This is a genomic window from Corynebacterium sp. p3-SID1056 (genome assembly GCF_025152525.1).
Lineage (GTDB): Bacteria > Actinomycetota > Actinomycetes > Mycobacteriales > Mycobacteriaceae > Corynebacterium.
This window is the reverse complement of sequence record NZ_JALXXL010000003.1, coordinates 165995-189383: the sequence shown is the minus strand read 5'-3', so window position 1 is coordinate 189383 and position 23389 is coordinate 165995. Positions and strand designations below refer to the sequence as shown.

Here is a 23389-nt window from a genome sequence, read left to right as displayed (position 1 = left end):
AAGGAGAAGAAGATGAAGAAATTTGCTGCCGTTATCGCAGGCGTTGCCGCTGCGCTGACCATGACCGCCTGCGGTTCCGTCGAGTCCACCGACGAGTCCGCAGAGTCCACCGGTGCCGCGCAGAGCGAAAGCTCCGCCGACAAGTGGGAGGCACCGGAGGGGCTTTCCGGCGAGCTGGATTACTACTCCGCGAACCCGCAGGGCCTGACCGATGCGCTGGTCGAAGCGTTTGAGGAGCGCACCGACGTCAAGGTCAACGTGTTTGCCGATACCACCGGCAAGATCACCGCCAAGCTCAAGGCGGAGGAAGCTAACCCGCAGGCAGACGTGGTCTACCTCGCGTCCTGGAAAGCAGCCGCCAAGCAGGCGGAAGCTGGTGCGCTGGAGTCCTATAAGCCTGCCAACATCGAGAATTCCAATCCGGATTGGAACGCGCCGGACGATACCTTCCACGGCCGCGACGGCTCCGCCCTGACGCTCATTGCGAACACTGACGTCATTGACGAGGTCCCGACTGACTGGGAGGACCTGGCCGACCCGAAGTACAAGGACATGGTCATCATGCCGGACCCGCGCGAGTCGGGTACTGCGGCTGACCTGCTCGCCGCCATGGTTGCCGAGTGGGGAGAAGACAAGACCTGGGAACTGTTTGACAAGCTCTTCGACAACGGCATGATCGTCGAGGGCGCGAACGGCCCGGCCCTGGACAAGGTCACCTCCGGCTCCAAGGGCGTCGTTTTGGGCGGCGTGGATTACTCCGGCTACTCCAAGAAGGACAAGGGTGAATCCCTCGAGATCAACCTGCCGCTGTCCGGTACCACCGTCTCCCCGCGCCCGGTCATGATCATGAAGACCTCCGACAACAAGGAGGCCGCGCAGGCATTCGTGGACTTCATGTTCTCCGAGGAGGCGCAGGAGATCTCCGCATCCAAGTACATGATCCCGGCCAACCCGGAAGTTGCTCCGAAGGCGAGCCCCAAGCTCGCTGACATCGCGCAGATTTCTGACGACTGGGAGGCTATTTCCTCCGAGTCCAAGAACGTCCGCGAGCAGTTCGCGCAGCGTTACCTGTAAAACCCCGCGGCGCGTGATGCGCTGCCCGTGCGAGAAGAGAGAGACACTTGACGACGACCACCGCGCTGGCCCCGAACCAGCCACGCAGCACCACGCGTCGCAGGCGCAATAGCCCCGGTATCTACCCGGTGCTGCTGATTCTGCTCGTCCTCGTTGCTGCACCGCTGGCATCGGTGCTGGTTACCGCGGTGACCGGCTATCGCGAGGAACCTTCGGCGCTGCACACGCTGGTTGAGCCCGGCATGCTCGAGGTCCTTGGCAACACGGTGGTGCTCTCGCTCATCGTCGTCTTCTTCGCCACCCTCTTCGCGGCCCCGCTCGCCCTCTTCCGAGCATGGACGCCCATGCGCAAAGCAGAGTGGGTCGAGGTGCTCATCATGGTGCCGTTCATGACCCCGCCGTTCGCCGCCGCGATGGCGTGGATGGACTTCACCCGCGTGCGTGGTGTGGCCGAGATGCTGCTCGGGGAGACACTCGGCGGTTTTGCCCACGATGCGATCTACTCCGTGTGGGGCATGGGGTTCATCATGGCCGCCGAGCTCTTCCCCTTCCTGTACTTGATCTTGCGAAACTGTTTCGCGGCCATCCCCGCGTCGCAGCTGGAGATGGCGCAGGTGGCGGGCGCGTCGCGCTGGCAGCAGTGCTCGCGCATCATCGCCCCGATGGTGCTCGGGCCGTACTCGCTTGGTGCCCTCATCGTCTTCATCAAAGCCGCGGGTGAGTTTGGTACGCCGGTGACCTTGGGCAACGCGATTGGCTACAAAGTGCTCGTGTCCTCTATTTACGAGGACGTCACCATCGATCCGCTCAGTTTTTCCAACGCCGCCGCCACCTCCAGTGTGCTGTTTGCCCTGGGGGTGACCGCGTGGGCGATCCAGCAGTGGGCCAGCCGGAACGACCTTGCCGGCGGTGGGCGGGCGGCGCGGCCGGTGCGGCTGCGGGCGTCGAGAAGCGCGATGGCGCTGGCGTGGATCTACAGCTTCGTCGTGTTTGCGCTGTCCGTGTTTATTCCGTATATCTCGATCGTGCTGGCGGCGATGACGATCCTGCGGTCCAAGGCACCGACACTCGACAACCTCACGTTCGACTACTTTGGGATTGTTTTGGCCATGCCCTCGGCGCAAGAGGCGCTCATCCGTTCCATCGTGCTGGGCGCAATCGGCGCAACCACAGCCGTGCTCCTTGGCCTGGCTGTCACCCTCATGACCATGCGGAAAAGCGGCGCGCTGGCCAGGATCACTGACTTCCTCGCCGTCGCCCCCGACACGCTGCCGGGCATCGTGCTGGCTATCGGCTTCATTCTGCTTTGGAACTCGCCGAGCCTGCCGTGGACGCCGTACGGCACGCAGCTCATCCTCGTCATGGCGTTTACGGTTCTGTTTACCCCGATGGCGGTGCAGAACGTCAAGACCTCCGCGGCATCCATGTCGCCGACTATGCTCGAGGCGGCCGCGATCTGCGGTGCAACACCGTGGCAGACGTTTGCCCGCGTCACCGTGCCGCTGCTCGCTCCCGGCCTCTTTGCCGGTTGGTTGCTCGCGTTCTTCGTCGGCATCCGCGAGCTGGTCATGTCCTCGCTCATCCGCCCCAGCAACATCAACCTGCTCGCTCCGTGGATTATGAACCAGTACGACCAAGGCCACCGCGCCGAAGCGATGGCGATGACGCTCATCGGCGTGGGCACTTCCACCCTGGTGCTCGTGTGCGTGCGCTGGTGGCAGTCCCGCCACGCGCGCTAATCTGTGCCCATGGCTGCACCGATTCTCGTCCTCGCAGACATCCACCTCGGCCGCCCGCAGTCGGGTGCGAAGAAAACCGGCCCAGGCATTTCCTGGGCACTCGATGCGCTGCAGCGCGGTGCGCGGGCCGGGGCGGGGCACATGGTGATGCTTGGCGACGTCATCGACCGCAAACATTTCACCAACGCCACCTTCGGCGAGGTCACGCGCTTTTTCGCCCGCGCCTGCGAGTTGTTCGACACGACCGTCTTTATCGCCGGCAACCACGACGTGCACCACGACCTCACCGGCGTGATCCCGCGCGGCGTCACGGTTGCGGGCACCGAGCCGCAAACGATCCGCGCGGGCGCATGGGCGCTACACACAGCCGCCGTCGAGGTCGACCGCGATCCGCGCCGGCTGGTTCCTTCGCTCCCGCAGCCTATCGACGCCGCGCCCAACCTCGGCCTGCTGCACACCTCCGTCACCGGAGAATACTCCAACAACGCCTGCCTGCCCTGCACCGTCGCCGAGCTCGAGGCTTGCGGCTACGACGCGTGGGCGCTCGGGCATGTCCACGAGCGCCTGCAGCTGGATGCGGCGGTGCCCATCGGCTGGGTGGGGATGGGCCGCGCGAGTATGTGCGCCGCGCTTGACGACGCCACCGTGGTCGTCTCCTAAATGTCGTAGTCCCCGCGGGTGACCGCGACGTCGTGCGCGGAGGGAGTATCGTGCGTGAGCGCGATGAAGTTGCGCAGCACGCGGTCCATCTGGCGCGCCTCCACGAGGAAGGCGTCGTGGCCGACGGGGGAGGACAGTTTCGACATCGCCAACAGGTTGCCCAGGTTGCGCGAGAGGTGTTCCTGCTGGTGGTAGGGGTAGAGGATGTCTGTGTCCACGCCGACGATCATGGTCGGCACCGTCGAGGACGCCAGCGCCTTGTTCAGTCCGCCGCGCCCGCGGCCTACGTCGTGGCGGTTGAGCGCTTCGGTGAGCGTGACGTAGGAGGCGGCGTCGAAACGCTCGGTGAGCTTGCGCCCCTGGTGCTCCAGGTAGGACTGGACGGCGAAGCGCTCGCCGTCGGCGCGGTAGGGGCCGAGCGGGTTCTCGCCGGATTGCGCGGCCGTGCCGAAGCGTTCGTCGATCTCCATCTCACCGCGGTAGGTCAGGTGCGCCAGGCGGCGCGCGGCGGCCAGGCCCGCGTCGGGGGAGCGGCCGGTGCCGTGGTAGTTTCCGCCCTGCCAGGCGGGATCGTGCGTGATCGAGGTGATCTGCGCGGTCTGCACCCCGATCTGCCAGGCGCTCGCCCGCGCAGAAACGGCGATGACCAGGGCGTAGTCCACCAGCTCCGGGTAGAGCAGCGTCCACTCGAGCGCGCGGGCACCACCCATGGAGCCGCCGAGGACCGCGTGGACACGGGAGATGCCCAGGGCCTCGAGGAAGCGGTGCTCGGCCTGCACCATGTCGCGGATGGACACGGCCGGGAAGCGCGAGCCCCAGACCGTGCCGTCGGCGTCCGGGTGTGAGGAGGCCGGTCCGGTCGACCCGTAGCAGGAACCCAGCGCGTTGGTGCAGATCACGCACCACTCATCCGTGTCGAGGGCCTTGCCGGGGCCGATGGCCTCGGACCACCAGTCGGCGGCGTCCGAGTCTCCGGTCAACGCGTGCTCAACGAGGAGGATGTTGTTGCTGCCGTGGGGGTCGCCGGCCGGTTCGCCCCAGCGTCGATAAGCAATCTGCACCTCGTCGATCTGGGTGCCGGCCTCGGTACGTACGGTGCCGATATCGACGACCGCGAGCTGGCCTTCTGGGGCGAGAGTGCGCATCTAGATCGCCGCGAAACCGCGCTTGAGGTCGTCGATGATGTCGGTGATTTCCTCAATACCCACTGACAGGCGGACCGTGGCCTGGCTGATGCCGGCGCGCTTGAGGCCCTCCGGGGTGGACTGCGAGTGGGTGGTGGACGCCGGGTGGACGACCAGGGAGCGGACGTCGCCGATGTTGGCCAGGTTGGAGTGGAGCTTCAGCGCGTCGATGAACGCCCAGGCGTTGGTGCGATCGTTCGGATCGCCCGCGACCTCGAAGGAGAGCACGGAGCCGGTGTGCTCGATGCCGAGCTTGTCCTTGACCGCCTTGTACGGGGAATCCGGCAGGCCGGCGTAGTTGACCTTGGCCACCTTCTCGTGGCCGGCGAGGAACTCGGCGACGGCCGCGGCGTTCTCGTTGTGCTTGTTCACACGCAGCTGGAGGGTGTCCAGGCCCTGGAGCGCGACCCACGCGTTAAACGGCGACATGGCGGCACCCGTGTCGCGCAGCAGGCCGGCGCGGGCCTTGAGCGCGAAGGCTGGCGCGCCCAGATCGGCGTACTTCAGGCCGTGGTAGGCCGGGTCCGGGGTGGTGAAGTAGGGGAAGACGTCCTCGCCGTCGCGCTGGACGGTCCAGTCGAAGTTGCCGCCGTCGATGATCGCGCCGCCGATGGCCGCGCCGTTGCCGGTATAGAACTTGGTCGTGGAAACCACGACGACGTCGGCGCCGTGCTCGAGCGGGCGCACTAGGGCGGCGGTGGCCATCGTGTTGTCCACGATCAGCGGCACCTGGTTGGCGTGCGCGACCTCGGCGACTGCCGGGATATCCAGCACGTCGGCGATCGGGTTGCCGAAGGTCTCCGCGTAGAAGGCCTTGGTGTTGGGTTGCACGGCTTCCTGCCAGCTGGCCGGGTCGTCCGGGTCATCTACGAAGGTGACGTTGATGCCCAGGCGCGGCAGCGTGACCTCGAAGAGCGTTTCCGTGCCGCCGTAGAGGCGCGGGGAGGTGACAATGTGGTCGCCGGCCGAGGCGAGGTTGAGGATCGCTGCGGTCTCCGCGGCCATGCCGGAGGCGAAGGCGACGGCGGCGACGCCGCCCTCCAGGGATGCGAGGCGATCCTCCAGAGCCTGCTGGGTGGGGTTGGTCAGGCGGGTGTAAATCGGGCCTGCGTCCGAAAGGTTGAAGCGGTTCTCCGCGTGCTGCGCGTCGTCGAAGACGTAGCTCGTGGTCATGTAGATCGGCTGGTTGCGCGCGCCGGTATCGGAATCGACGGGCTGGCCTGCGTGGATGGAGCGGGTGGCGAAGGCCCACTCGTTGGCGTTGGAGTTGTCGTAGTTGCTCATGGCTCCCGACCGTAATGTGCGGTCGGGGCAAAACGAACCAAGCGGTCTGTTTTGCGAGATGAAGGGCTGAATAAAAATCTCGCGAATACCGCAGCTCGCGATGGTGTGACCTCAGTTCCAGAGACAGGCAGTGTGATCTGCGCTACGTTGGCTAACACGTCATATCCCCTGCAGAAGGAGACCTCCGTGTCCGCCCAGCCCGCCGATCACGTCCGCGAAGACATCCGACTCTTGGGCCGGGTGCTCGGCCGCGTGCTCGCCGAGCAGGAAGGTAAAGAGATCTTCGACCTGGTCGAGTCCACCCGCCGCACCGCCTTCGACATCGCCCACGGAGACGCCACCCCGGAAGACCTGCTCGCCGTCTTCCGCGACATGGACATCACCAAGATGAACCTGGTTGCGCGCGCGTTTAGCCACTTCGCGCTGCTGACCAACCTGGTTGAGGACTTGGACGACGAGAAAGTGCCCGCCCAGGTCTCGCTGCGCACCAGCTTCGCGCACCTGAAAGACAGTGGCGTGGACGCGGATAAAGTCGCCGAACTTATCGCCGGGGCACAGGTTGCCCCGGTGCTCACCGCGCACCCGACAGAGACCCGCCGCCGCACCGTCTTCGATACCCAGACCCACATCAAGCGCCTGCTCAGCGAGTTGCACGCCGGCGCCGACCCGGCCGCCATCGAGCGCGAAATGGAGCTGCGCATGACACTGCTGTGGCAGACCGCACTCATCCGCATCGCGCGCCCGCGCCTGGAGGACGAAATCGACGTCGGCCTGCGTTACTACAAGCTCTCCCTGCTCGAGCAGGTCCCGGCGCTCAACCGCGCGATCCGCTACGAGCTGCGCGACACCTTCGACCGCGACCTCGCGCTCACCCCCGTGATGCGCCCCGGCTCCTGGATCGGCGGCGACCACGACGGCAACCCCTACGTGAATGCCGAAACGCTCACCTACGCCACCCGCCAGGCCGCAGACACCGTGCTTTCCCACTACATTGACGAGCTGGGCGAGCTCGAGCGCGAGCTGTCCCTCTCAGACCGCTATTCCACCTGCTCAGCAGAGCTTTCCCAGCTTGCCGACGCCGCCAACAACACCGCCGAGTCCCGCGTCGATGAGCCCTACCGCCGCGCCATCTACGGCATCCGCCACCGCGTCGCAGCCACCCGCGATCAACTCGCCGGTTCGGCAAGCGCGGACTCGCCCTACGCGGATCCCGGCGAGCTGCTTGCCGACCTAGACGTCATCGACGCCTCGCTGCGCGCCCACGGCGGCGCCATCATCGCCGACGACCGGCTGAACCGCCTACGTTCGGCGGTGACCACCTTCGGCTTCCACCTCTACACGCTCGACCTGCGGCAGAACTCCGAGTCCTTCGAGAAGGTCGTGGCCGAGGTGCTCTCGGTCGCCGGCGTGTGCGAGGACTACGCCGCGCTTTCCGAGGAGGACCGCGTGGAGGTGCTCGTCGATGAGCTGCGCACCCCGCGCCCGCTGCTGCGCGCCGAGGCCCAGCTTAGCGACGCCACGCGCAAGGAAATGGGCATCCTCACCGCTGCCGCCCGCGCCGTCCACGACCTGGGCCAGGGCACGATCGCGCAGTGCATCATCGCCATGACCGGGGCAGTCTCCGACATCCTGGAGCCCATGGTCCTGCTCAAAGAAGTCGGCCTGGGCAGCGTCAACGTCGTCCCGCTCTTCGAGACCATCGAAGACCTCGCGCACGGCGCCCGCATCCTCGAGGACCTCTGGTCGCTGCCGTTCTACCGCGAGCACCTGCGCGCCTGCGGCGACGTCCAGGAGGTCATGCTCGGCTACTCCGACTCCAACAAGGACGGCGGCTACCTGCAGGCCAACTGGGCGCTTTACGACGCCGAACTCGCCCTCGTCGAGCTCTGCAACCGCCACGGCATTCGCCTTCGGCTCGCGCACGGCCGCGGCGGGGCAGTCGGCCGCGGCGGTGGCCCCACCTACGACGCCATCCTCGCCCAACCCAAGGGCGCCGTCGACGGCTCCATCCGCATCACCGAGCAGGGCGAGATCATCTCCGCCAAGTACGGCTCGCCAGAGACCGCACGCCGCCACCTCGAAGCCTTCGTCGCCGGCGCACTCGAGGCCTCCCTCCTGGACACCGAGCCGATCGCCGACCCGACTCGCGCCTACGACATCATGCGCACGCTTGCCGCCTACTCCGGCGAAAAGTACAACGAACTCATCGGCGACCCCGGGTTTATCGACTACTTCACCCAATCCACCCCGCTCCACGAAATTGGCGAGCTCAACCTCGGCTCCCGCCCCGCCTCGCGCAAACAGACCACGGGGATCTCCGATCTTCGCGCGATCCCCTGGGTCCTGTCTTGGGCGCAGTCGCGCACCAACATCCCAGGTTGGTTCGGTGTCGGCACCGCGGTCGAGCGCTGGGCGGGCGAAAGCGAAGCACACTGGGACGAGCTGCGCGAACTCTACCGCGACTGGCCCTTCTTCCGCTCCGTGCTGTCGAATATGGCCCAGGTCATGGCCAAGGCCGAGCTGTCGCTGGCCCGCCTCTACGCCGACCTGGTGGAAGACCGCGAGGTGGCTGAGCGCATCTACGCGCTCATCGCCGAAGAGTTCGAGCGCACCAAGCAGGTCTACTTCCGCATCACCGGACACGCTGACCTCGTCGCCGAGAACCAACGCCAGGCCCGCTCCCTCAAGCGCCGCTACCCTTACCTGCTGCCGCTCAACGCCGTGCAGCTCGAGCTGCTGCGCCGCTACCGCGCCGGCGACGAAACCTTCCTCGTCTCCAAGACGATCCAGGTCACCATGAACGGGCTAGCCACTGCGCTGCGCAACGCGGGGTAGGTTTTCGGTAGGTTTTCGGTAGGTTTTCGGTAGGTTTTCGGGGGCGCGAGGGAACCGAGGCCGGGTTTTCGCCGTCAAACTTGGTATGGGGATTGACAGAGAAAACCTGGCACAGCTGCAACAGTGGGAGGAACGGAAGGGGGAGCTGCGGCGGGGGATTGTGGATACGCGGGCGCTGTCGCACAAGGAATTTGGCCGACTCCGAGGGACGTACCGGGTCCTCGACACCAGCATTATCTTTGCAGAAGCGCGCTGGAGCGAGCTGAAGTACTACGAGCGGCAATGGCTGCGCGTCGAAGCCGCGGCACGGATGAGTAGGGAAGCGGTGCTGGTCGGCCGATCCGCTGCCCGCATGCACGGCATGTGGGTGATCAGCATGACGGAAGAACCCGTCGAACTGTGCTTGTTATCCAGAGGGAGCTCGCCGTCCCGCCGACACAGGGAGGGGATTGTGTTCCGACGCATGATATTGCGCGAAGACGAAACCTCACTGCGCGACGGCCACCGCGTCACCACGGGCTTCCGGACCTTCGCCGACATCGCCCGCCACCACGGTTTTATCGAGGGGCTCGTCGCCGCGGACTACCTTCGGCGAAGGGGTTTCACGCGTGCCCTCCTCGAGCAAGAGGCACGGCAGCTGGGTAGGTTGAAGGGCATTGCGGCGGTCCGGGAGTGCATCCGGCACTGTGTCGACGATTCGGACTCGCCCTACGAGTCCTTCGCGCGCGCACTGCTGATCAGCGCCGGTATCGGACCGTTGTATACCCAGTTCGAAGTGGCTGGGCGCTACGCGGATCTGTGCGTCGACGGATGGCTGCTTATCGAGATCGACGGCGACGTGAAGTACCAGGGGCCAGACGCCGAACGCGCGCGGCAGGAGGAGTTCGAGCGTCAGAAACGGATTGCCAACCGGGGTTATGTTTTCCTCCGCTACTCGCCCTCCTTTCTGCGCCGGCATCCGGACGGGTTTGTCCGCGAGGTCCGCGACACCATCGCTGGCCGCCGAGCTGCGCTCGAGTGAGCAGTCGCTTCTCGACGCCCACCCGACCGGCCCCCAGCGTGCCGCCGAGGATGGTAACCAGAGGATGGTAACCAGGGGATGGTAATCAGCCGAGTAGAGACGGTCGCCCACGGCCCAGTTACTCGGCTGATTACCATCTTTGGGTTACCACTTGGTGGTTACCATCCTGAACACCACCGCAGCGCCACAAGCCAAAGCCCCGGCCGCTGCGAAAAAACGCAGCAACCGGGGCCGGAAAGCCGGATCGACCGAGCGCTTACTTCTTCAGCGCGTCGATGATCGTGTTGAAGGTTTCGGACGGGCGCATGACCGCGGTGGTCTTCTCCTCGTCCGGCCAGTAGTAGCCGCCGAGGTCAGCCGGGGAGCCCTGGGCAGCGAGCAGTTCGGAGTCGATCTGCTCGGCGTTTGCGCGCAGGTCCTTGGCGACCGGCGCGAACGCGGAGGCCAGCTCGGCGTCGTCGGTCTGGGCGGCGAGTGCCTCGGCCCAGAACAGGGACAGCCAGAAGTGGGAGCCGCGGTCGTCGATCTCGTTCACCTTGCGCGACGGCGACTTGCCTTCGTCGAGAAGCTGCTCGGTGGCCTTGTCCAGCGCGGCGGCCAGGACGCCGGCGCGCTCGTTGCCGTTCGTGTTCTTCTCGTGGCGGAAGGACTCGGCCAGTGCGAGGTACTCGCCAAGCGAGTCCCAGCGCAGGTGGTTTTCCTCCTGGACCTGCTGGACGTGCTTCGGCGCGGAGCCGCCGGCACCGGTCTCGAACAGGCCGCCGCCAGCCATCAGCGGGACGACGGAGAGCATCTTCGCGGAGGTGCCCAGCTCGAGGATCGGGAAGAGGTCCGTGTTGTAGTCGCGCAGCACGTTGCCGGTCACCGAGATGGTGTCCTCGCCGCGGCGGATGCGCTCGACGGAGGTCTTGGTTGCCTCGATCGGGGACTGGATGGAAATGTCCAGGTCCTCGGTGTCGTGATCCTGCAGGTACTTGTTCACCAGGTCGATCAGGTTGCGGTCGTGCGCGCGCTCCTCGTCGAGCCAGAAGATGGCCTTCATGCCGGAGAGGCGGGCGCGGTTGACGGCCAGCTTGACCCAGTCCTGGATCGGGGCGTCCTTGGTCTGGGTGGCGCGCCAGATGTCGCCGGCCTCGACGTCGTGCTCGATCAGCACGTCGCCTGCGGAGTTGACGACCTGGACGGTGCCGTCGGCCGGGATCTTGAAGGTCTTGTCGTGGGAGCCGTACTCCTCAGCCTTCTGCGCCATGAGGCCGACGTTCGGGACGGTACCCATGGTGGTCGGGTCGAAGGCACCGTTGGCGCGGCAGTCGTCGATGACCGCCTGGTAGACGCCAGCGTAGGAGGAGTCCGGGATGACGGCCAGGGTGTCCTGCTCCTGGTCGTCGGCGTTCCACATGTGGCCGGAGGTACGGATCATGGCCGGCATGGAGGCGTCGATGATCACATCCGACGGCACGTGCAGGTTCGTGATGCCCTTGTGGGAGTTGACCATGGCGAGCGCCGGGCCGTCGGCAAGCTGCTGCTCGAACGCCTTGCGGATCTCCTCGCCGTTCTCCAGCTCGGAGAGGCCGTCGAGGATGGCGCCGAGGCCGTTCTCGCCGTTCAGGCCGGCCTCGAGCAGCTCGGAACCGTACTTGTCAAAGACGGGCTTGAAGTAGGCACGCACGACGTGGCCGAAGATGATCGGGTCGGAGACCTTCATCATGGTGGCCTTCAGGTGCGCGGAGAAGAGCACGCCCTCTTCCTTGGCGCGCTTGACGGCCTCCTCCAGGAAGGCGTCGAGGGCCTTCGCGGACATGAAGGTGCCGTCGATGACCTCGCCGGCCTGGACCTTCAGGCCCTCCTTGAGCACGGTGCCGTCGGTCATCTTGATGGTGAGGGTGTCCTCGGCCGGGATAATGACGGACTTCTCGTTGTGGCGGAAGTCGCCGGCGTCCATCGTGGCGACGTTGGTCTTGGAGTCCTTCGACCACTCACCCATGGAGTGCGGGTGCTTCTTGGTGTAGTTCTTCACGGCCTCCGGCGCGCGGCGGTCCGAGTTGCCCTCGCGCAGCACCGGGTTGACGGCGGAGCCCTTGACGGCGTCGTATTTCTCCTGCGCCTCCTCGTACTCCGGCAGGTCGAAGCCGGCGGCCTGCAGCTCGGCGATGGCCTTCTTCAGCTGCACCAGGGAAGCGGAGATGTTCGGCAGCTTAATGATGTTGGCCTCGGGCTGCTTGGCGAGCTGGCCGAGTTGCGCCAGGGCGTCGTCAAGCTTCTGCTCATCAGTGAGGCGCTCCGGGAACTGGGAGATAATGCGGCCGGCGAGCGAGATGTCGGCGGTGTCCACGTCGATCCCGGCCTGGGAAGCGAAGGCCTCCACGATCGGCTTGAAAGAATAGGTCGCCAGCAGCGGCGCCTCGTCGGTGCGGGTCCAGATGATTTTAGCCATTGTGCTCCTCATAATTCTGGTTGGCAGTATTCAACTCTTCAGCGTACAGCTTTTGCGTACCGCTTGTCCTGTAATAGGTAGTCTCGGGGGCATGAGTCTCACTATCGCTTCTGTGAATGTCAACGGGATTCGGGCCGCCACCAAGGTCCGCAACGAGGAAAATCTCGGGATGCTGGAGTGGCTGCGGCACACGCCCGCCGACGTGGTGCTGATGCAGGAGGTCCGCGCGACCGAGGAGCAGGCGCGCGCGGCACTCGCCCCGGCCCTCGATGAGGGATGGGAGCTCATCGTCGCGCCCGCCGAGGCCAAGGGCCGTGCCGGGGTCGGCATTTTGTCGAAGCAACCGCTTATCGACGCCCAGATCGGCCTCCCCGGCTTCGAAACCGCCGGCCGGCTCATCGCCGCCACCCTGCCGGGCGGGGAGCGCGTCGCCTCGCTGTACCTGCCGTCGGGCGCGGCCGAGACCGCGAAGCAGGACGAGAAGTACGAGTTCTTGGACCGCTTCGAGCCGCTTCTGCGCGAGTGGGCCGCGGAGCACAAGCAGATGGTCATCGGCGGCGACTGGAACATCTGCCACCGCCGCGAGGATCTGAAGAATTGGAAGACGAACCGGAAGAAGTCCGGCTTCTTGCCCTCGGAGCGCGCGTTCATGGACTCGGTGTTCGGTGCGTTCCCGGACGAAGCGGCGCAGGATATAGAGGACAAGGCCGCCGCCGGCTGGGCGGGCGCGGTCGAGTACGGCGCGACCGGCAAGGTGCCCGCCGCGCGTACGGCCGCGGCCGAGCCGGTGTGGTTCGACGTGGCCCGTCGCTTGTCGCCGGAGGGTGCGCCGTATACGTGGTGGACCTACCGCGGCCAGGCCTTTAATAACGATGCGGGGTGGCGCATCGACTACCAGGCGGCCACCGCCGACATGCTCGCGCGGGCGCAGCGCAGCTGGGTGGAGAAGGCGGAGGCGGTGGAGTTACGCTGGTCGGACCACTCGCCGCTGCTGGTTGAATACGCGGAGGGCTGAGCATGATCGCTGACTTCTTCGCCGGCTTCAGCACCGAACACCTGCTGGTCATCCTCTACCTCATCGGCATCATCGCCGAGGCGATGACCGCGGCAGTCGCGGCCGGGCGGATGCGCATGGACCTCTTCGGCGTGATCACCTTGGGCGCGCTCACCGCGCTCGGCGGCGGCACGGTCCGCGACGTCGTCCTGGGCACCTACCCGGTGACCTGGGTCGAGCAGCCGCTCTACCTGCTCACCGTGATCGTTGCCGCGGCCGTTACGGTGCGGGTGAGTTGGCTGATGGTGCGGCTGCGGCGCAGCTTCCTGGTCGCCGACGCGATCGGGCTGGCAACCTTCGCCGTGCTGGGCATCCAGACGGCGGTCAGTCACGGCCACGGCTTCATCATCGCGTGCGTGGCGGCGGTGACCACCGGTGTGTTCGGCGGCGTGCTTCGCGACGTGCTTTCCGACCGCGTCCCACTCGTCTTTCACAAAGAGATGTACGCCTCCGCCGCCGTCATCGGTGTCGTGGTGTGGTGGGCGCTGACCTGGCTGGGCGCGCACGAGTGGGTGGTCATCCTGGTCACCCTGACGGCGGTGCTGGGGGTGCGCCTGCTGTCGCTGAAACGGGGCTGGAGCCTGCCCGTCTACGAGTACGACGAGGAGGCGGCGGCCGCGTACGATCCGCGCGACGCGCTCACCACGTTCTTGTACCAGCGAGCTCGCCGGATCCCGGGTGCGAGGACGGCGTACCGGGGCCTGCGGAAGATGCGGCTTCCACCGCGCAGTGAGCGCCGCCGACCGGAAAACTAAAACGGAGCGTCCCCGCCCCCAGATTTGGGGAAGCGGGGGCTTTTTCGGAGGATGACTGAACGGTGTTCAATGTATGGGGTAGCCTTTTGTCAGCAATTACATTGAGAACGGAGTATTACCCATGTCACATGCACCAATTCTTGATATCGCCCGCGAAAAGGCCCTGGAAAAGGGTGAAGGCCTGAACCAGGAGGAGATCCTCCAGGTCCTGCAAGTGCCGGACGAGGACCTCAAGGAACTGCTTGAGATCGCGCACGAGACCCGCATCAAGCACTGTGGCGTGGACGTCTCGCTCGAGGGCATCATCTCGCTGAAGACCGGCGGCTGCCCCGAGGACTGCCACTTCTGCTCCCAGTCCGGTCTCTTCGAGTCCCCGGTCCGCGCCGTGACGCTGGATATCAACGAGCTCGTCGAGGCCGCCAAGCAGTCCGAGAAGATGGGCGCGGCCGAGTTCTGCATCGTCGCCGCCGTCAAGGGCCCGACCCAGCAGCTGCTTGACCAGGTCGCCGAGGCCGTCACCGCCATCCAGGAGGAAGTGGACATCTCCATCTCCGCCTCCCTGGGCATCCTCACCCAGGACCAGGCGCGCCAGCTCAAGCAGATGGGCGTGTCCCGCTACAACCACAACTTCGAGACTGCGAAGTCCTTCTTCCCCAACGTTGTGACCACCCACACTTGGGAGGAGCGCAAGAACACCCTTGAGTACGTGCTGGCAGAGGGCATGGAAACCTGCTGCGGCGGCATCATTGGCCTGGGCGAGTCCCTGGAGCAGCGCGCCGAGTTCGCCGCCCAGCTCGCCGAGATCGAGCCGCACGAGGTCCCGATGAATTTCCTCGACCCGCGCCCGGGCACCCCGTTTGAGGATCGCCCGCTCGTGCCGCAGGGCGAGGCGCTGCGCGCGGTGGCCGCATTCCGCCTGGCCATGCCGACCGCCCAGCTGCGCTTTGCCGGCGGCACTGAGCTCGCGCTTGGCGACGACGGCACCGAGGCCGGCCTGCTCGGCGGCGCAAACGCCATTATTGGCGGCAACTACCTGACCACCCTGGGCCGCCCGATCGAGCAGGACCGCGAGGCCGTCGACCGCGTGCTCGACCTGGGCATTACGCCGGTCGGCCAGAAGATGAAGTCCGGCCACGGCGCGCTCTACGACACCATCAAGGCCCTCTAATGCGCGTGCCTGAGAGCACCGAGCTTGCCGACGCCATCTTGTCCGGCGAGCTCCAACTGCCCATCAACCCGAACCGCCCCTACGACGCGCCGCGGATCTGCCCGGTCTGCGAGCGCCGCATGGTGGTGAAGATCAGCCCCTTTGGGTGGGAGGCCTGCTGCTCCCGCCACGGGCTGCTGCGCTCGGAGTGGCTGGAGCGTTAGGGGGCGCGAGTGGTTGCTAGGGCACGAAGCGCTTTGTGCTACGAAACGCCACCGCGCTGACGGCGAGTGTGACTAGGCATGCGGCGCATATGCCACTGGCAGCGGCGGTGTCCCAATCGCCTACAGGGGACTCTATTGCCCAGTACAGCGCCACCGCCATGAGGAAGGTGGAAAATGCGGTGATGAGGACGCGCCCGGTGCCGTAGGAGGCGTAGACCAAGCCGAGCGCAACCCCCACGATGGCAGCCACGAAGAAGAACGCGATGTGGAGCAGTATCGTCAGGGTCATAGATGTGGTGTCTTGCCCGGCGTTCGCCATGATGTAGACATCGCCGTTCGTGTCCGTCCAGGGTACGTCTGCGCCGTTGGTGAATAAGAACAGGTCATAGGGCTGGTAGTACGGGTTCTTGAACTGGTTGTAGATCGAGGATGCCGCGGTGGACACTCCAAGTACCACCGCAGCAATGACGGCGGTGATTGTTGCCGAGTTCATCCACGCGGAAAAGCTCGCGCCGAGCTGGTTTAACGCGCTCCACTGCGTGCCAGCGAGGGTAAATAGGGCGGTCAGGGCGAAGCCTCCGAAGATGGTCCAGAAGGAACCATCTCCACTGTAGAAACGGCCCAGAGGGACCAGGATCAGTAATACGGCCAGCGCCACCAGGTAGGACAGTGGCTTGAAGGGGCTAAGGAAGAGTTTCATCGTGCGGGCCTTTCTGTCGCAAGGAGGTCGATGAGTTCGGCATCGTCCGGGTATTCGATGGGCAGGTGGACATCGTTCTCACTGATGGGTTCAGCGAAAGTGGCGCGTGTCGTTGGCCCGAGGCTCGCCGTCTCGGCGACGGGGAAGCGGGCGATAAGTTCTTTGATCTCGGCGGTGGGGCCGGTGACCGTCGGAAAACACAGGCGGGCGTCGTCGAGTGGGACAGGGCGCGAGACCTCGTGATCGAATGTCTGCATGACATGGGTGGCCAAACCGGCGAAGTCCTCGGCGCGATGCGACGCCATCACCACGCTGCGCTGCGGGTTCTCCGCGATGTAGTCAATCAGCCGCTGGCGGACCTGTTTGCGGGTGGTGGTGTCGATGCCGTCAAACGGCTCGTCGAGGAGTAGCAGGTCCTTGCCGATGGCTAGGGCTACCTCGATGGTGAGGAGGCGGCGCTGCCCAACGGAGAGGTCCCTGATGCGGGTGTTGGGGAAGTCGAGCTCTACATGTGGGTGGATGGCCGCGACCGCGCGCAGGTGGCCGTCTACGGTCGTGCCCGCAAACTTCGCGTCCGCACCAGCCGGGACAAACGCGGCGTGCGGGCCCATGAGCGTGTGTAGGAAGTGTGTTTTGCCGGCGGCGTTTGGGCCGACCAGCGCGTAGAAGCCGGGGTTCATTGGGTGCGCTCCTTTTCAATCATTGCGGCCAGCTCCTCGGTGGTGATGCCGAGCTGGTTGGCCTCATGGACAAGCGGTTGGACAAAGTCGCGGGCAAATGCCTCACGACGCGTACCTAATACCTGGTCACGCGCACTCTCTAGAACAAACATGCCGAGCCCGCGACGCTTTTCCAGTAGGCCCTCGTTGAATAGTTCGGTGAGTGCCTTGGCGGAGGTTGTTGGGTTGACGGAGTGATAGGCGGACAGCTCGTTGGTGGACGGCACCCGGTCGCCGGGGGCGAGGGTGCCAGCGCCGATGAGGTCACGTAACTCATCGGCAATCTGTTGGTAGATGGGTTTGCCACTCATGTGGGTAACCATATAACCGAAAAGGCTGGCGTGTCAACCCCAAATTTTTTCAACGCGCCGGGTGGGGCTGGTGTCGAGGGTATTGTCGGTATGGGCGAGATGGTCGTCGTGAAGCGAGAGCTCTTGGGTGCCGGTGGCGGCTCCGTAACCGCTGTATGCACCCACTGACCAGCAACATCTGGGGTGCAACTGCACCGACACAATGGAACCGAGACACATTGCATGGATGGGGCAGCGGACACTTAAGGCGAGCAGTTGCGCGCCGAGAGGAGGGGGCGAGCGGCTTCATCGTAGCGATAAAGAACCCCCGGTCCCCTCGATTGCGTATCGGGTTAATATGTGGTGTATGAAACGCGTCCTTTCCGGAATCCAGCCCACCGCCGACTCTTACCACCTGGGTAACTACCTGGGTGCGCTCAAGCAGTGGATCGACCTGCAGGACGACTATGAGGCGTTCTACTTCATCCCTGACCTGCACGCGATCACGGTGGAGCAGGACCCGGAGGAGCTCCGGCAGCGTACGATCGCCGGCTGCGCGCAACTGATCGCGCTGGGTATCGACCCGGAGAAATCCACGTTGTTCGTGCAGTCGCACGTGCCTGAGCACGCCGAGCTGACCTGGGTACTGCAGTGCCTGACCGGTTTCGGCGAGGCCAGCCGCATGACACAGTTCAAGGACAAGAGCCAGAAGCAGGGGCAGGACCGCACTTCGGTGGGCCTGTTTACCTATCCCGTCTTGATGGCCGCGGACATTCTGCTCTACTCGCCGCACCTCGTGCCGGTAGGTGAGGATCAGCGCCAGCACCTGGAGCTGACGCGCAACCTGGCGGAGCGCTTCAACGCCAAGCGCGGCGAGACCTTCGTGGTGCCGGAGGGCTTCATCCCGGAGGGCGCGGCGAAGATTTACGATCTGCAGGATCCGACCTCCAAGATGAGCAAGTCGGGCGCGAACCCGAAGGGTCTGATCAACCTGCTGGACGAGCCGAAGACGTCGGCAAAGCGCATCCGCTCCGCCGTGACCGACACCGACGGCGTGATTGCGTACGACAAGGAGAACAAACCTGGCGTGTCGAACCTGCTGGTCATCCAGTCGGCGCTGACGGGCAAGTCTATCGATGACCTGGTCGCCGGCTACGAGGGGCAGGGCTACGGCGCGCTCAAGGTCGATACCGCCGATGCGCTCGAGGCCTTCACCACGCCGCTGCGCGCACGCTATGAGGAGCTGATGGCGGACCGCGCGGAGCTCGAGGCGATTCTGGCGCGCGGTGCCGATCGCGCCCGCGAAGTAGCCGCGCCGCTGCTGGCCGAAGTCTACGAGAAGACTGGTTTTCTCAAGCGCGCCTAGACGCTCACGTATCCGCGCCTGCAGCTTTCCTCTACGATTGAGTGCCTGACACCAGTTCACTGACTTCAGGAAGGACTGCCGTATGGCAACATCGACGTCGCCAGCCAAGGCGTACACCGACGACCATGGCATCGAACGGGCAACCAAGCAACAGCAAGGCGGTGACGACGGGCTCGCGCAGAAGGCACCTGCCGTCGACCACCTGATGCGCATGAATGAGCGCTTTGGCGCGCAGGGCGGCAACCAGTTCGCCGCCGGAATTACGTACTTTTCTGTGCTGTCGCTGTTCCCGCTTTTGATGCTGGTGTTCGCGGGCCTCGGCTTCTTCCTCAACGCGCGGCCTGACCTGATGCAGCAGATCCAGGACCAGGTCACCGAAAGCCTTGAAGGCGATATGGGCAGCATGGTCAACGACCTGATTCAGTCCGCGATCGACCAGCGCGGGGCCGTGGCCGGCATCGGTTTGCTCACCACTTTGTGGTCGGGGTTGGGCTGGATGAACAACCTGCGCGTCGGTGTCTCCGCGATGTGGAACCTGGACGCGGACGAGGGCGGCAACTTCGTGACGAAGAAGCTGTGGGACCTGCTGGGCTTGATCGGCCTGATTGTCCTGTTCGTCGTCGCTTTCGCGGTCACCGCGCTGGGCGTATCCGGCTGGACCGATAGCTTGCTCGACTATGTCGGTCTCGGCGAGATGCCGGGCGCGCGCGTGCTGGTGTGGGTCGTGGGCCTGCTCGTAGGCGTGCTGGCTAACTTCCTGGTCATGCTGTGGGTCGTGATGTTTTTGCCGCGCACGAAGGTGCCGGTGAAGTCGGGTATGAAGGGCGCGCTGCTCGGCGCAATTATCTTCGAGGTGATTAAGCAGTTCGCTGGCGTGATCATCGGCGCGATGACGGGCAACCCGGCCGGCGCGATTTTCGGACCGCTGATCTCGCTCATGATTGTGCTGTACCTGATTTGGCGCGTGGTCCTCTACGTCTCCGCGTGGACGGCAACGACAGAGGAGAGCCTGCGCCTGGCTCCCGCCGAGCTGCCGGAGCCTGCGGTGATCAACGTACGCGCGGGCGCCGCACGCCAGGAGTCGCGCAATACTGGTACCGGCAAGGCGGTTGGCGTTGGTGCCGCTATTGGCGCGCTCGGTGTCGGGGTCGTTTCCCTCTTGACCCGAGACTAAGCACAAGCGCCACAAGCGCGAGCACGGTGACACCGGCGACGATCCCGATGGACAGCCACGGGGGCGTCGCCGGTGTGTTTTCTGTTGTGGGGGCAGGGGTCGGGGCTGGGTTTGGCGCGGTGGTGGGGGTTGGCGCGGCGTCGATAAGCGAGGCGACGCCTTTTCCTGCTTCGATGGGGTAGGCGGCGTGGAGCAGCTCCTGCGCCTGGCCCCATGCTCGGCGCTCGCCAATGGTGGTATCGAGGACGACGGCGAAAAGGCGGCGGCCGTCGTGGTCGACGGCACCGACGAAGGTGTGATTGGCGTCGTCGGTGAACCCGGTCTTGCCGCCGATGCCGTCCGGGTCCTGCAAGTAGAGCTGGTTGTCGTTCCACATCTCGAAGCCGGGGGTGTCGTCGAAACCGGGGAAGGGGTACGACTCCGTGTCGACCGTCGCTGCGAAGACGGGGTTGCGGAAGGCAGCACGGTAGGCCAGGCCCAGATCCCACGCAGACGACGACATCCCGGGCGCGTCGAGCCCGGAGTAGGAAGCGACAAAGGTATCGCGCATGCCCAGCTCGTGGGCGACCGCGTTGACCTTGCGCAGCGTCTCCTCGTCGCCGCCGAGCTCCTGGGCAAGCGCGTGAGCGGTGTCGTTGCCCGAAGCCATGAGCAGCCCGTGGAGCAGATCGTCGACGGTGTAGGTACCGCCCGCGCCGAGGCCTGCGCGCGAACCTTCCTGCTCCGCAGACTCCGCGGAGACGGTGACCTGCTTGTCCAGCGGGAGCTCGTCGATAGCCACGAGCGCGAGCAGCACCTTGATCACCGACGCCGGCCGGTAGCGCCCGTGCGGGTCCTTCATCGCGACAACCTCGCCGGTGTCCGCGTCGGCGACGAGCCAGGCGGAGGCGTAGACGTCGTCAGGCACGGCGTAGCCCTCGGGGGTGATGACGCCGCACGGCCCGTCGTAATCTTGCGGGAGGGGCGCGGGCGCGGGGACGCCGGGTGCGAGGCGCTCGGAGGTGGACACGGCACGGGGCGGGTGCTCCGCGTTCGGGCAGTTGTCGGTGTTCGGTGCCTCGATGCGCACCGGCGGGATCCACTCGCCGGTGTCGGCGAAGTAGCCCTCGGCCGGTTCCAAAGTCCTCTCGGTCGCTTCGGTGGGCTCCTGCGCGAGGGCAGGATTACCGACGGCAAGGGGCGCGGTCAACAGCAACGCGCAGAGGCGAGAGACATACGAACGAGAGTTTCTGGGCACAGCGACTGATGGTACGCCGCCGCTTCGGTGCGACAGTGGCGCGGCACGCGCGCGGCCGGGGATGCGCTACGTTTCCTTATCGCGTTTGGCGTAGCGGGCGGCGAGCCGCTCGATGAGTTCGTCGGTGAGCTTCTCGTCGGCGAGGATCGTATCCAACATGTCGTTGTGCATCGCCACCGTCTCCGGGTCGACGGCCTCGAACTGGCCGGTGCGCGGATCCGCGTCGTAGTCGTCGTAGGAGTCGCCGGCGAGATCGACGCCGAGGCCGTCGAAAAGGCTCTCCTCCTTCTCCTGCGGGGAGTCCCCCTCGGGGAGCATCGACGGGTCGATCGCGGCGAACTCGGTGGTGAAGTCCTCCAGAAAATCGTTCGCCTCGTGCTGGGCTGTGGAGCGCCGCTTGCCTTTCTTCACCTCGTTTTCAATCCGGCGCTGCAGGGCCTTTTCCATCTGGCGGTGGCGCCAGGAGCGCACGCGCGTCGGCTCCAGCTCGCGGGCGACGGCGCGGGAGCGGTGCTCCGCCTTCTTCGCCAGCGTGGCCACCTGTGCCGCGCCCTGGTTGACCGGGGCGTATTCGGGGTTAGTGGAGACGCGCCAGTTGCCGTAGTAACCGATCAGGAAGAGGGCAAAGCTCACCACCGGCCCCACGATCATGCCGAGCGCCATGTAGCCGGTGGCGCTGCCGAGCAGCGTGATCAGCGAACAGGCGACCGCGGGGATGACGGTGGGCTGGTTGTCGCCGAAGATGGAGGGCACGCCGCCGGTGACGACGTCGCGAAGCATGCCGCCCCCGGTTGCGGTGAACACGCCCATCATGATGGTGGGCAAAATCGGCAGCCCGTACTGGATTGCCTTCGACGCGCCGGTCGCTGCCCACAGCGCGGAGACGAGCGCGTCGCCGTGGCTTTGCAGAAACTCCCAGGCCTTGCCCTTGAAGTAGGTGAAGCGGGCGATGAGCGCGCCGGTGAACGCCAGGATGAGGTACTCCGGCTGGCTCATGGCGGCGACGGTGCCCTCGTTGATCAGGACGTCGCGAAGCATACCGCCGCCGAGGGCGGAAAGCATGGCGATGAAGAAGAAGCCAATGATGTCGTAGCCGCGGTGGCGCGCGAGCGTGCCGCCGATGACGCCCATCAGCAGCACGCCGGAGACGTCAAACCACCGGTAGATAGCGGTGATGAGCGGATCGACTTGGTCGGCAGTCATAGCACCACATTCTAAGAGATGACCAGTGGTAAAGAGAGATGAGTATGGCCTAGAACTTGGAGAAACGCTTGATCAGCTGATCTTCCATCTCGCGCCAGCTTTGCGCCTTGTCCGTAAACGGTGCCGACGGCACGTAGCCGGCGGCCTCGGTGGAGCCGAGCATGTACGCCAGGTAGTCCTGGAAGCGCGGGTTGGCCAGCAGGAACTCATTGAGGGAATCGTCCTTGGCCCAGTCCGCGGCGTCGGCAAGCAGCTCGTAGGCCTTCGCCATCTGCTGGGTATCCACGGCATCGATGCCCTTGGCAATGTCCTCGGACAGGCCGTTGAAGGAATAGGAGTTGTCCGGGTGGACCTCGACCTTCAACGTGCCGGCGTTCGCAGCGCTGACCACATCCGGCCAGGTGGACACGCCGCCGAGGTCGTGGTCGTCGTGCTCGAGAATCCAGCGGGCCAAGTGCTTGCCGGTGGGGAAGGTGAAGATCTCGCCGAACTTGCCCAGAAATACCGGGGTAGAGCCCAGGTAGGTGCGCAGCGTGTAGACACTCTTGCCCTGCACAGAGATCTTGACCGGGTCGATACCGGCGCTGGCCCACAGCGTGGAGTCGTAAGGATCCGCGGCCGCCGCCTGCTCCTTCGCCTTGGTCTCCTCGTCCTGCTTCGCCTGCGCGCGGGCCGTCTGGGCGGACTCGATGGCGCTGGTGGCGGCGCTCACCGCGGCCGCGTCGAGCTCGCTCGCCGGGACACGACGCACGGAGGAATCCAGCGAGGCGACAACGTCCTTCCAATTCGCCAGCACGATGTGGCCGAGGCCGGACCATTCGTCCATGCCGTTGTCGCCGGAGTAGTGCTCTGAGCCGCGGGCGACGTTACCCAGCACGGAGTGGGAAGCGAAGAAGATCTGCGCGTGCTCGGCGCTCGCCACATCAGCCAGGGAGCGCGCGATTTGCAGCACGCCGCTTAATGACGACACGTTCACGTGGCTGGGGCGGCCGGCGAGATACTCGGGCGCGCCGATGATGTCGAAGGTGTGCTTGTCGTCCGGGACGACCCGGTCGTCGCCCTGGGCGCTAAACGCCGCCCACTTCGGGTGATCGCTCAGGTCGTGCTTGGCGTGCGTGTTCAGGTAGGCCAACAGCTCGGCCGGCGAGTCGAACACCAACACGGACTCGTCGTCGCCCAGGAACGCCTGCCACTCGGCACCGTGTTCCTTCCAAGTAGGGGCCCACAGGGTGTAGAAGTCGCCCTGGGTCAGCGAGATTTTCACGGGGAGGATTGCGCGCGTGCTCATG

At 65.5% G+C, this 23389-nt stretch carries 20 protein-coding genes; 11 read left to right on the top strand and 9 right to left on the bottom strand.

Features of this window, described 5'->3' with window-relative positions; translation table 11 throughout:
- Window positions 1-12 precede the first annotated feature (12 nt).
- The 3 genes from M3G14_RS04305 to M3G14_RS04295 are packed head-to-tail and all read left to right on the top strand — an operon-like array spanning window position 13 to window position 3473.
- Window positions 13-1074 (top strand): ABC transporter substrate-binding protein, encoded by a 1062-nt coding sequence (locus tag M3G14_RS04305; protein WP_259924890.1) that lies wholly within the window; start codon window positions 13-15, stop codon window positions 1072-1074.
- Between the two features lie 47 nt (window positions 1075-1121).
- The gene (locus M3G14_RS04300; protein WP_259924889.1) at window positions 1122-2813 is read left to right on the top strand and encodes an iron ABC transporter permease; all 1692 of its coding nucleotides are present in this window, start codon (window positions 1122-1124) and stop codon (window positions 2811-2813) included.
- A 9-nt stretch (window positions 2814-2822) separates the two neighbouring features.
- On the top strand, window positions 2823-3473 hold the full coding sequence (locus M3G14_RS04295) for a metallophosphoesterase (protein WP_259924888.1): 651 nt from the start codon (window positions 2823-2825) through the stop codon (window positions 3471-3473).
- Here the strand turns inward: M3G14_RS04295 and M3G14_RS04290 are convergent.
- Both M3G14_RS04290 and M3G14_RS04285 read right to left on the bottom strand, forming a co-directional pair.
- Entirely contained in the window at window positions 3470-4618 is a 1149-nt protein-coding gene (locus M3G14_RS04290) for a homoserine O-acetyltransferase (protein WP_259924887.1), read from the bottom strand. The two genes, M3G14_RS04295 and M3G14_RS04290, sit on opposite strands and share 4 nt — an antisense overlap.
- On the bottom strand, window positions 4619-5941 hold the full coding sequence (locus tag M3G14_RS04285; RefSeq protein ID WP_259924886.1) for an O-acetylhomoserine/O-acetylserine sulfhydrylase: 1323 nt from the start codon (window positions 5939-5941) through the stop codon (window positions 4619-4621).
- A gap of 186 nt (window positions 5942-6127) precedes the next feature.
- Here M3G14_RS04285 and ppc point away from each other — a divergent pair, with 186 nt between their 5' ends.
- On the top strand, window positions 6128-8776 hold the full coding sequence (ppc, locus tag M3G14_RS04280; RefSeq protein ID WP_259924885.1) for a phosphoenolpyruvate carboxylase: 2649 nt from the start codon (window positions 6128-6130) through the stop codon (window positions 8774-8776).
- 85 nt (window positions 8777-8861) lie between these two features.
- Window positions 8862-9797, top strand: coding sequence for a hypothetical protein (locus M3G14_RS04275; RefSeq protein WP_259924883.1), 936 nt, complete (start codon window positions 8862-8864; stop codon window positions 9795-9797).
- 256 nt (window positions 9798-10053) lie between these two features.
- Here the strand turns inward: M3G14_RS04275 and M3G14_RS04270 are convergent, their stop codons facing one another.
- Entirely contained in the window at window positions 10054-12231 is a 2178-nt protein-coding gene (locus tag M3G14_RS04270; RefSeq protein WP_259924882.1) for an NADP-dependent isocitrate dehydrogenase, read from the bottom strand.
- A 91-nt stretch (window positions 12232-12322) separates the two neighbouring features.
- Between M3G14_RS04270 and M3G14_RS04265 the strand changes: the two genes are divergently transcribed.
- The 4 genes from M3G14_RS04265 to M3G14_RS04250 all read left to right on the top strand — a co-directional run bounded on the left by M3G14_RS04265 (window position 12323) and on the right by M3G14_RS04250 (window position 15411).
- Window positions 12323-13246, top strand: a complete 924-nt coding sequence (locus M3G14_RS04265) for an exodeoxyribonuclease III (RefSeq protein WP_259924881.1) — start codon at window positions 12323-12325, stop codon at window positions 13244-13246.
- 2 nt (window positions 13247-13248) lie between these two features.
- On the top strand, window positions 13249-14040 hold the full coding sequence (locus tag M3G14_RS04260) for a trimeric intracellular cation channel family protein (protein WP_259924877.1): 792 nt from the start codon (window positions 13249-13251) through the stop codon (window positions 14038-14040).
- Between the two features lie 121 nt (window positions 14041-14161).
- The gene (bioB, locus tag M3G14_RS04255) at window positions 14162-15208 is read left to right on the top strand and encodes a biotin synthase BioB (protein ID WP_259924876.1); all 1047 of its coding nucleotides are present in this window, start codon (window positions 14162-14164) and stop codon (window positions 15206-15208) included.
- Window positions 15208-15411 (top strand): hypothetical protein, encoded by a 204-nt coding sequence (locus tag M3G14_RS04250; protein ID WP_259924875.1) that lies wholly within the window; start codon window positions 15208-15210, stop codon window positions 15409-15411. The genes bioB and M3G14_RS04250 overlap by 1 nt, the downstream gene beginning before the upstream one ends.
- Window positions 15412-15427: 16 nt before the next feature.
- Here M3G14_RS04250 and M3G14_RS04245 read toward each other — a convergent pair whose 3' ends face one another.
- From M3G14_RS04245 to M3G14_RS04235, 3 genes are read right to left on the bottom strand one after another with little or no spacing between them, the layout of a single operon-like run.
- Window positions 15428-16111: a hypothetical protein gene (locus M3G14_RS04245; protein WP_259924874.1), complete on the bottom strand. Its 684-nt coding sequence runs from the start codon at window positions 16109-16111 to the stop codon at window positions 15428-15430.
- Entirely contained in the window at window positions 16108-16791 is a 684-nt protein-coding gene (locus M3G14_RS04240) for a hypothetical protein (protein ID WP_259924873.1), read from the bottom strand. The genes M3G14_RS04245 and M3G14_RS04240 overlap by 4 nt, the downstream gene beginning before the upstream one ends.
- Window positions 16788-17141 (bottom strand): GntR family transcriptional regulator, encoded by a 354-nt coding sequence (locus tag M3G14_RS04235; RefSeq protein WP_259924872.1) that lies wholly within the window; start codon window positions 17139-17141, stop codon window positions 16788-16790. Before M3G14_RS04235 ends, M3G14_RS04240 begins: the two co-directional genes overlap by 4 nt.
- A gap of 337 nt (window positions 17142-17478) precedes the next feature.
- Between M3G14_RS04235 and trpS the strand changes: the two genes are divergently transcribed.
- Both trpS and M3G14_RS04225 read left to right on the top strand, forming a co-directional pair.
- Complete coding sequence (gene trpS / locus M3G14_RS04230) at window positions 17479-18486, top strand: tryptophan--tRNA ligase (protein WP_259924870.1); 1008 nt, start codon at window positions 17479-17481, stop codon at window positions 18484-18486.
- Between the two features lie 82 nt (window positions 18487-18568).
- Window positions 18569-19660 (top strand): YhjD/YihY/BrkB family envelope integrity protein, encoded by a 1092-nt coding sequence (locus M3G14_RS04225; protein WP_259924868.1) that lies wholly within the window; start codon window positions 18569-18571, stop codon window positions 19658-19660.
- On the opposite strand, the gene M3G14_RS04220 is transcribed toward M3G14_RS04225, so the two are convergent.
- The 3 genes from M3G14_RS04220 to M3G14_RS04210 form a co-directional block, all read right to left on the bottom strand.
- On the bottom strand, window positions 19611-20897 hold the full coding sequence (locus M3G14_RS04220) for a D-alanyl-D-alanine carboxypeptidase family protein (RefSeq protein ID WP_396122187.1): 1287 nt from the start codon (window positions 20895-20897) through the stop codon (window positions 19611-19613). The two genes, M3G14_RS04225 and M3G14_RS04220, sit on opposite strands and share 50 nt — an antisense overlap.
- A 66-nt stretch (window positions 20898-20963) precedes the next feature.
- Window positions 20964-22100 (bottom strand): trimeric intracellular cation channel family protein, encoded by a 1137-nt coding sequence (locus M3G14_RS04215; RefSeq protein ID WP_259924862.1) that lies wholly within the window; start codon window positions 22098-22100, stop codon window positions 20964-20966.
- Window positions 22101-22149: 49 nt separating this feature from the next.
- Window positions 22150-23388 (bottom strand): hypothetical protein, encoded by a 1239-nt coding sequence (locus M3G14_RS04210; RefSeq protein WP_259924861.1) that lies wholly within the window; start codon window positions 23386-23388, stop codon window positions 22150-22152.
- Window position 23389 lies beyond the last annotated feature (1 nt).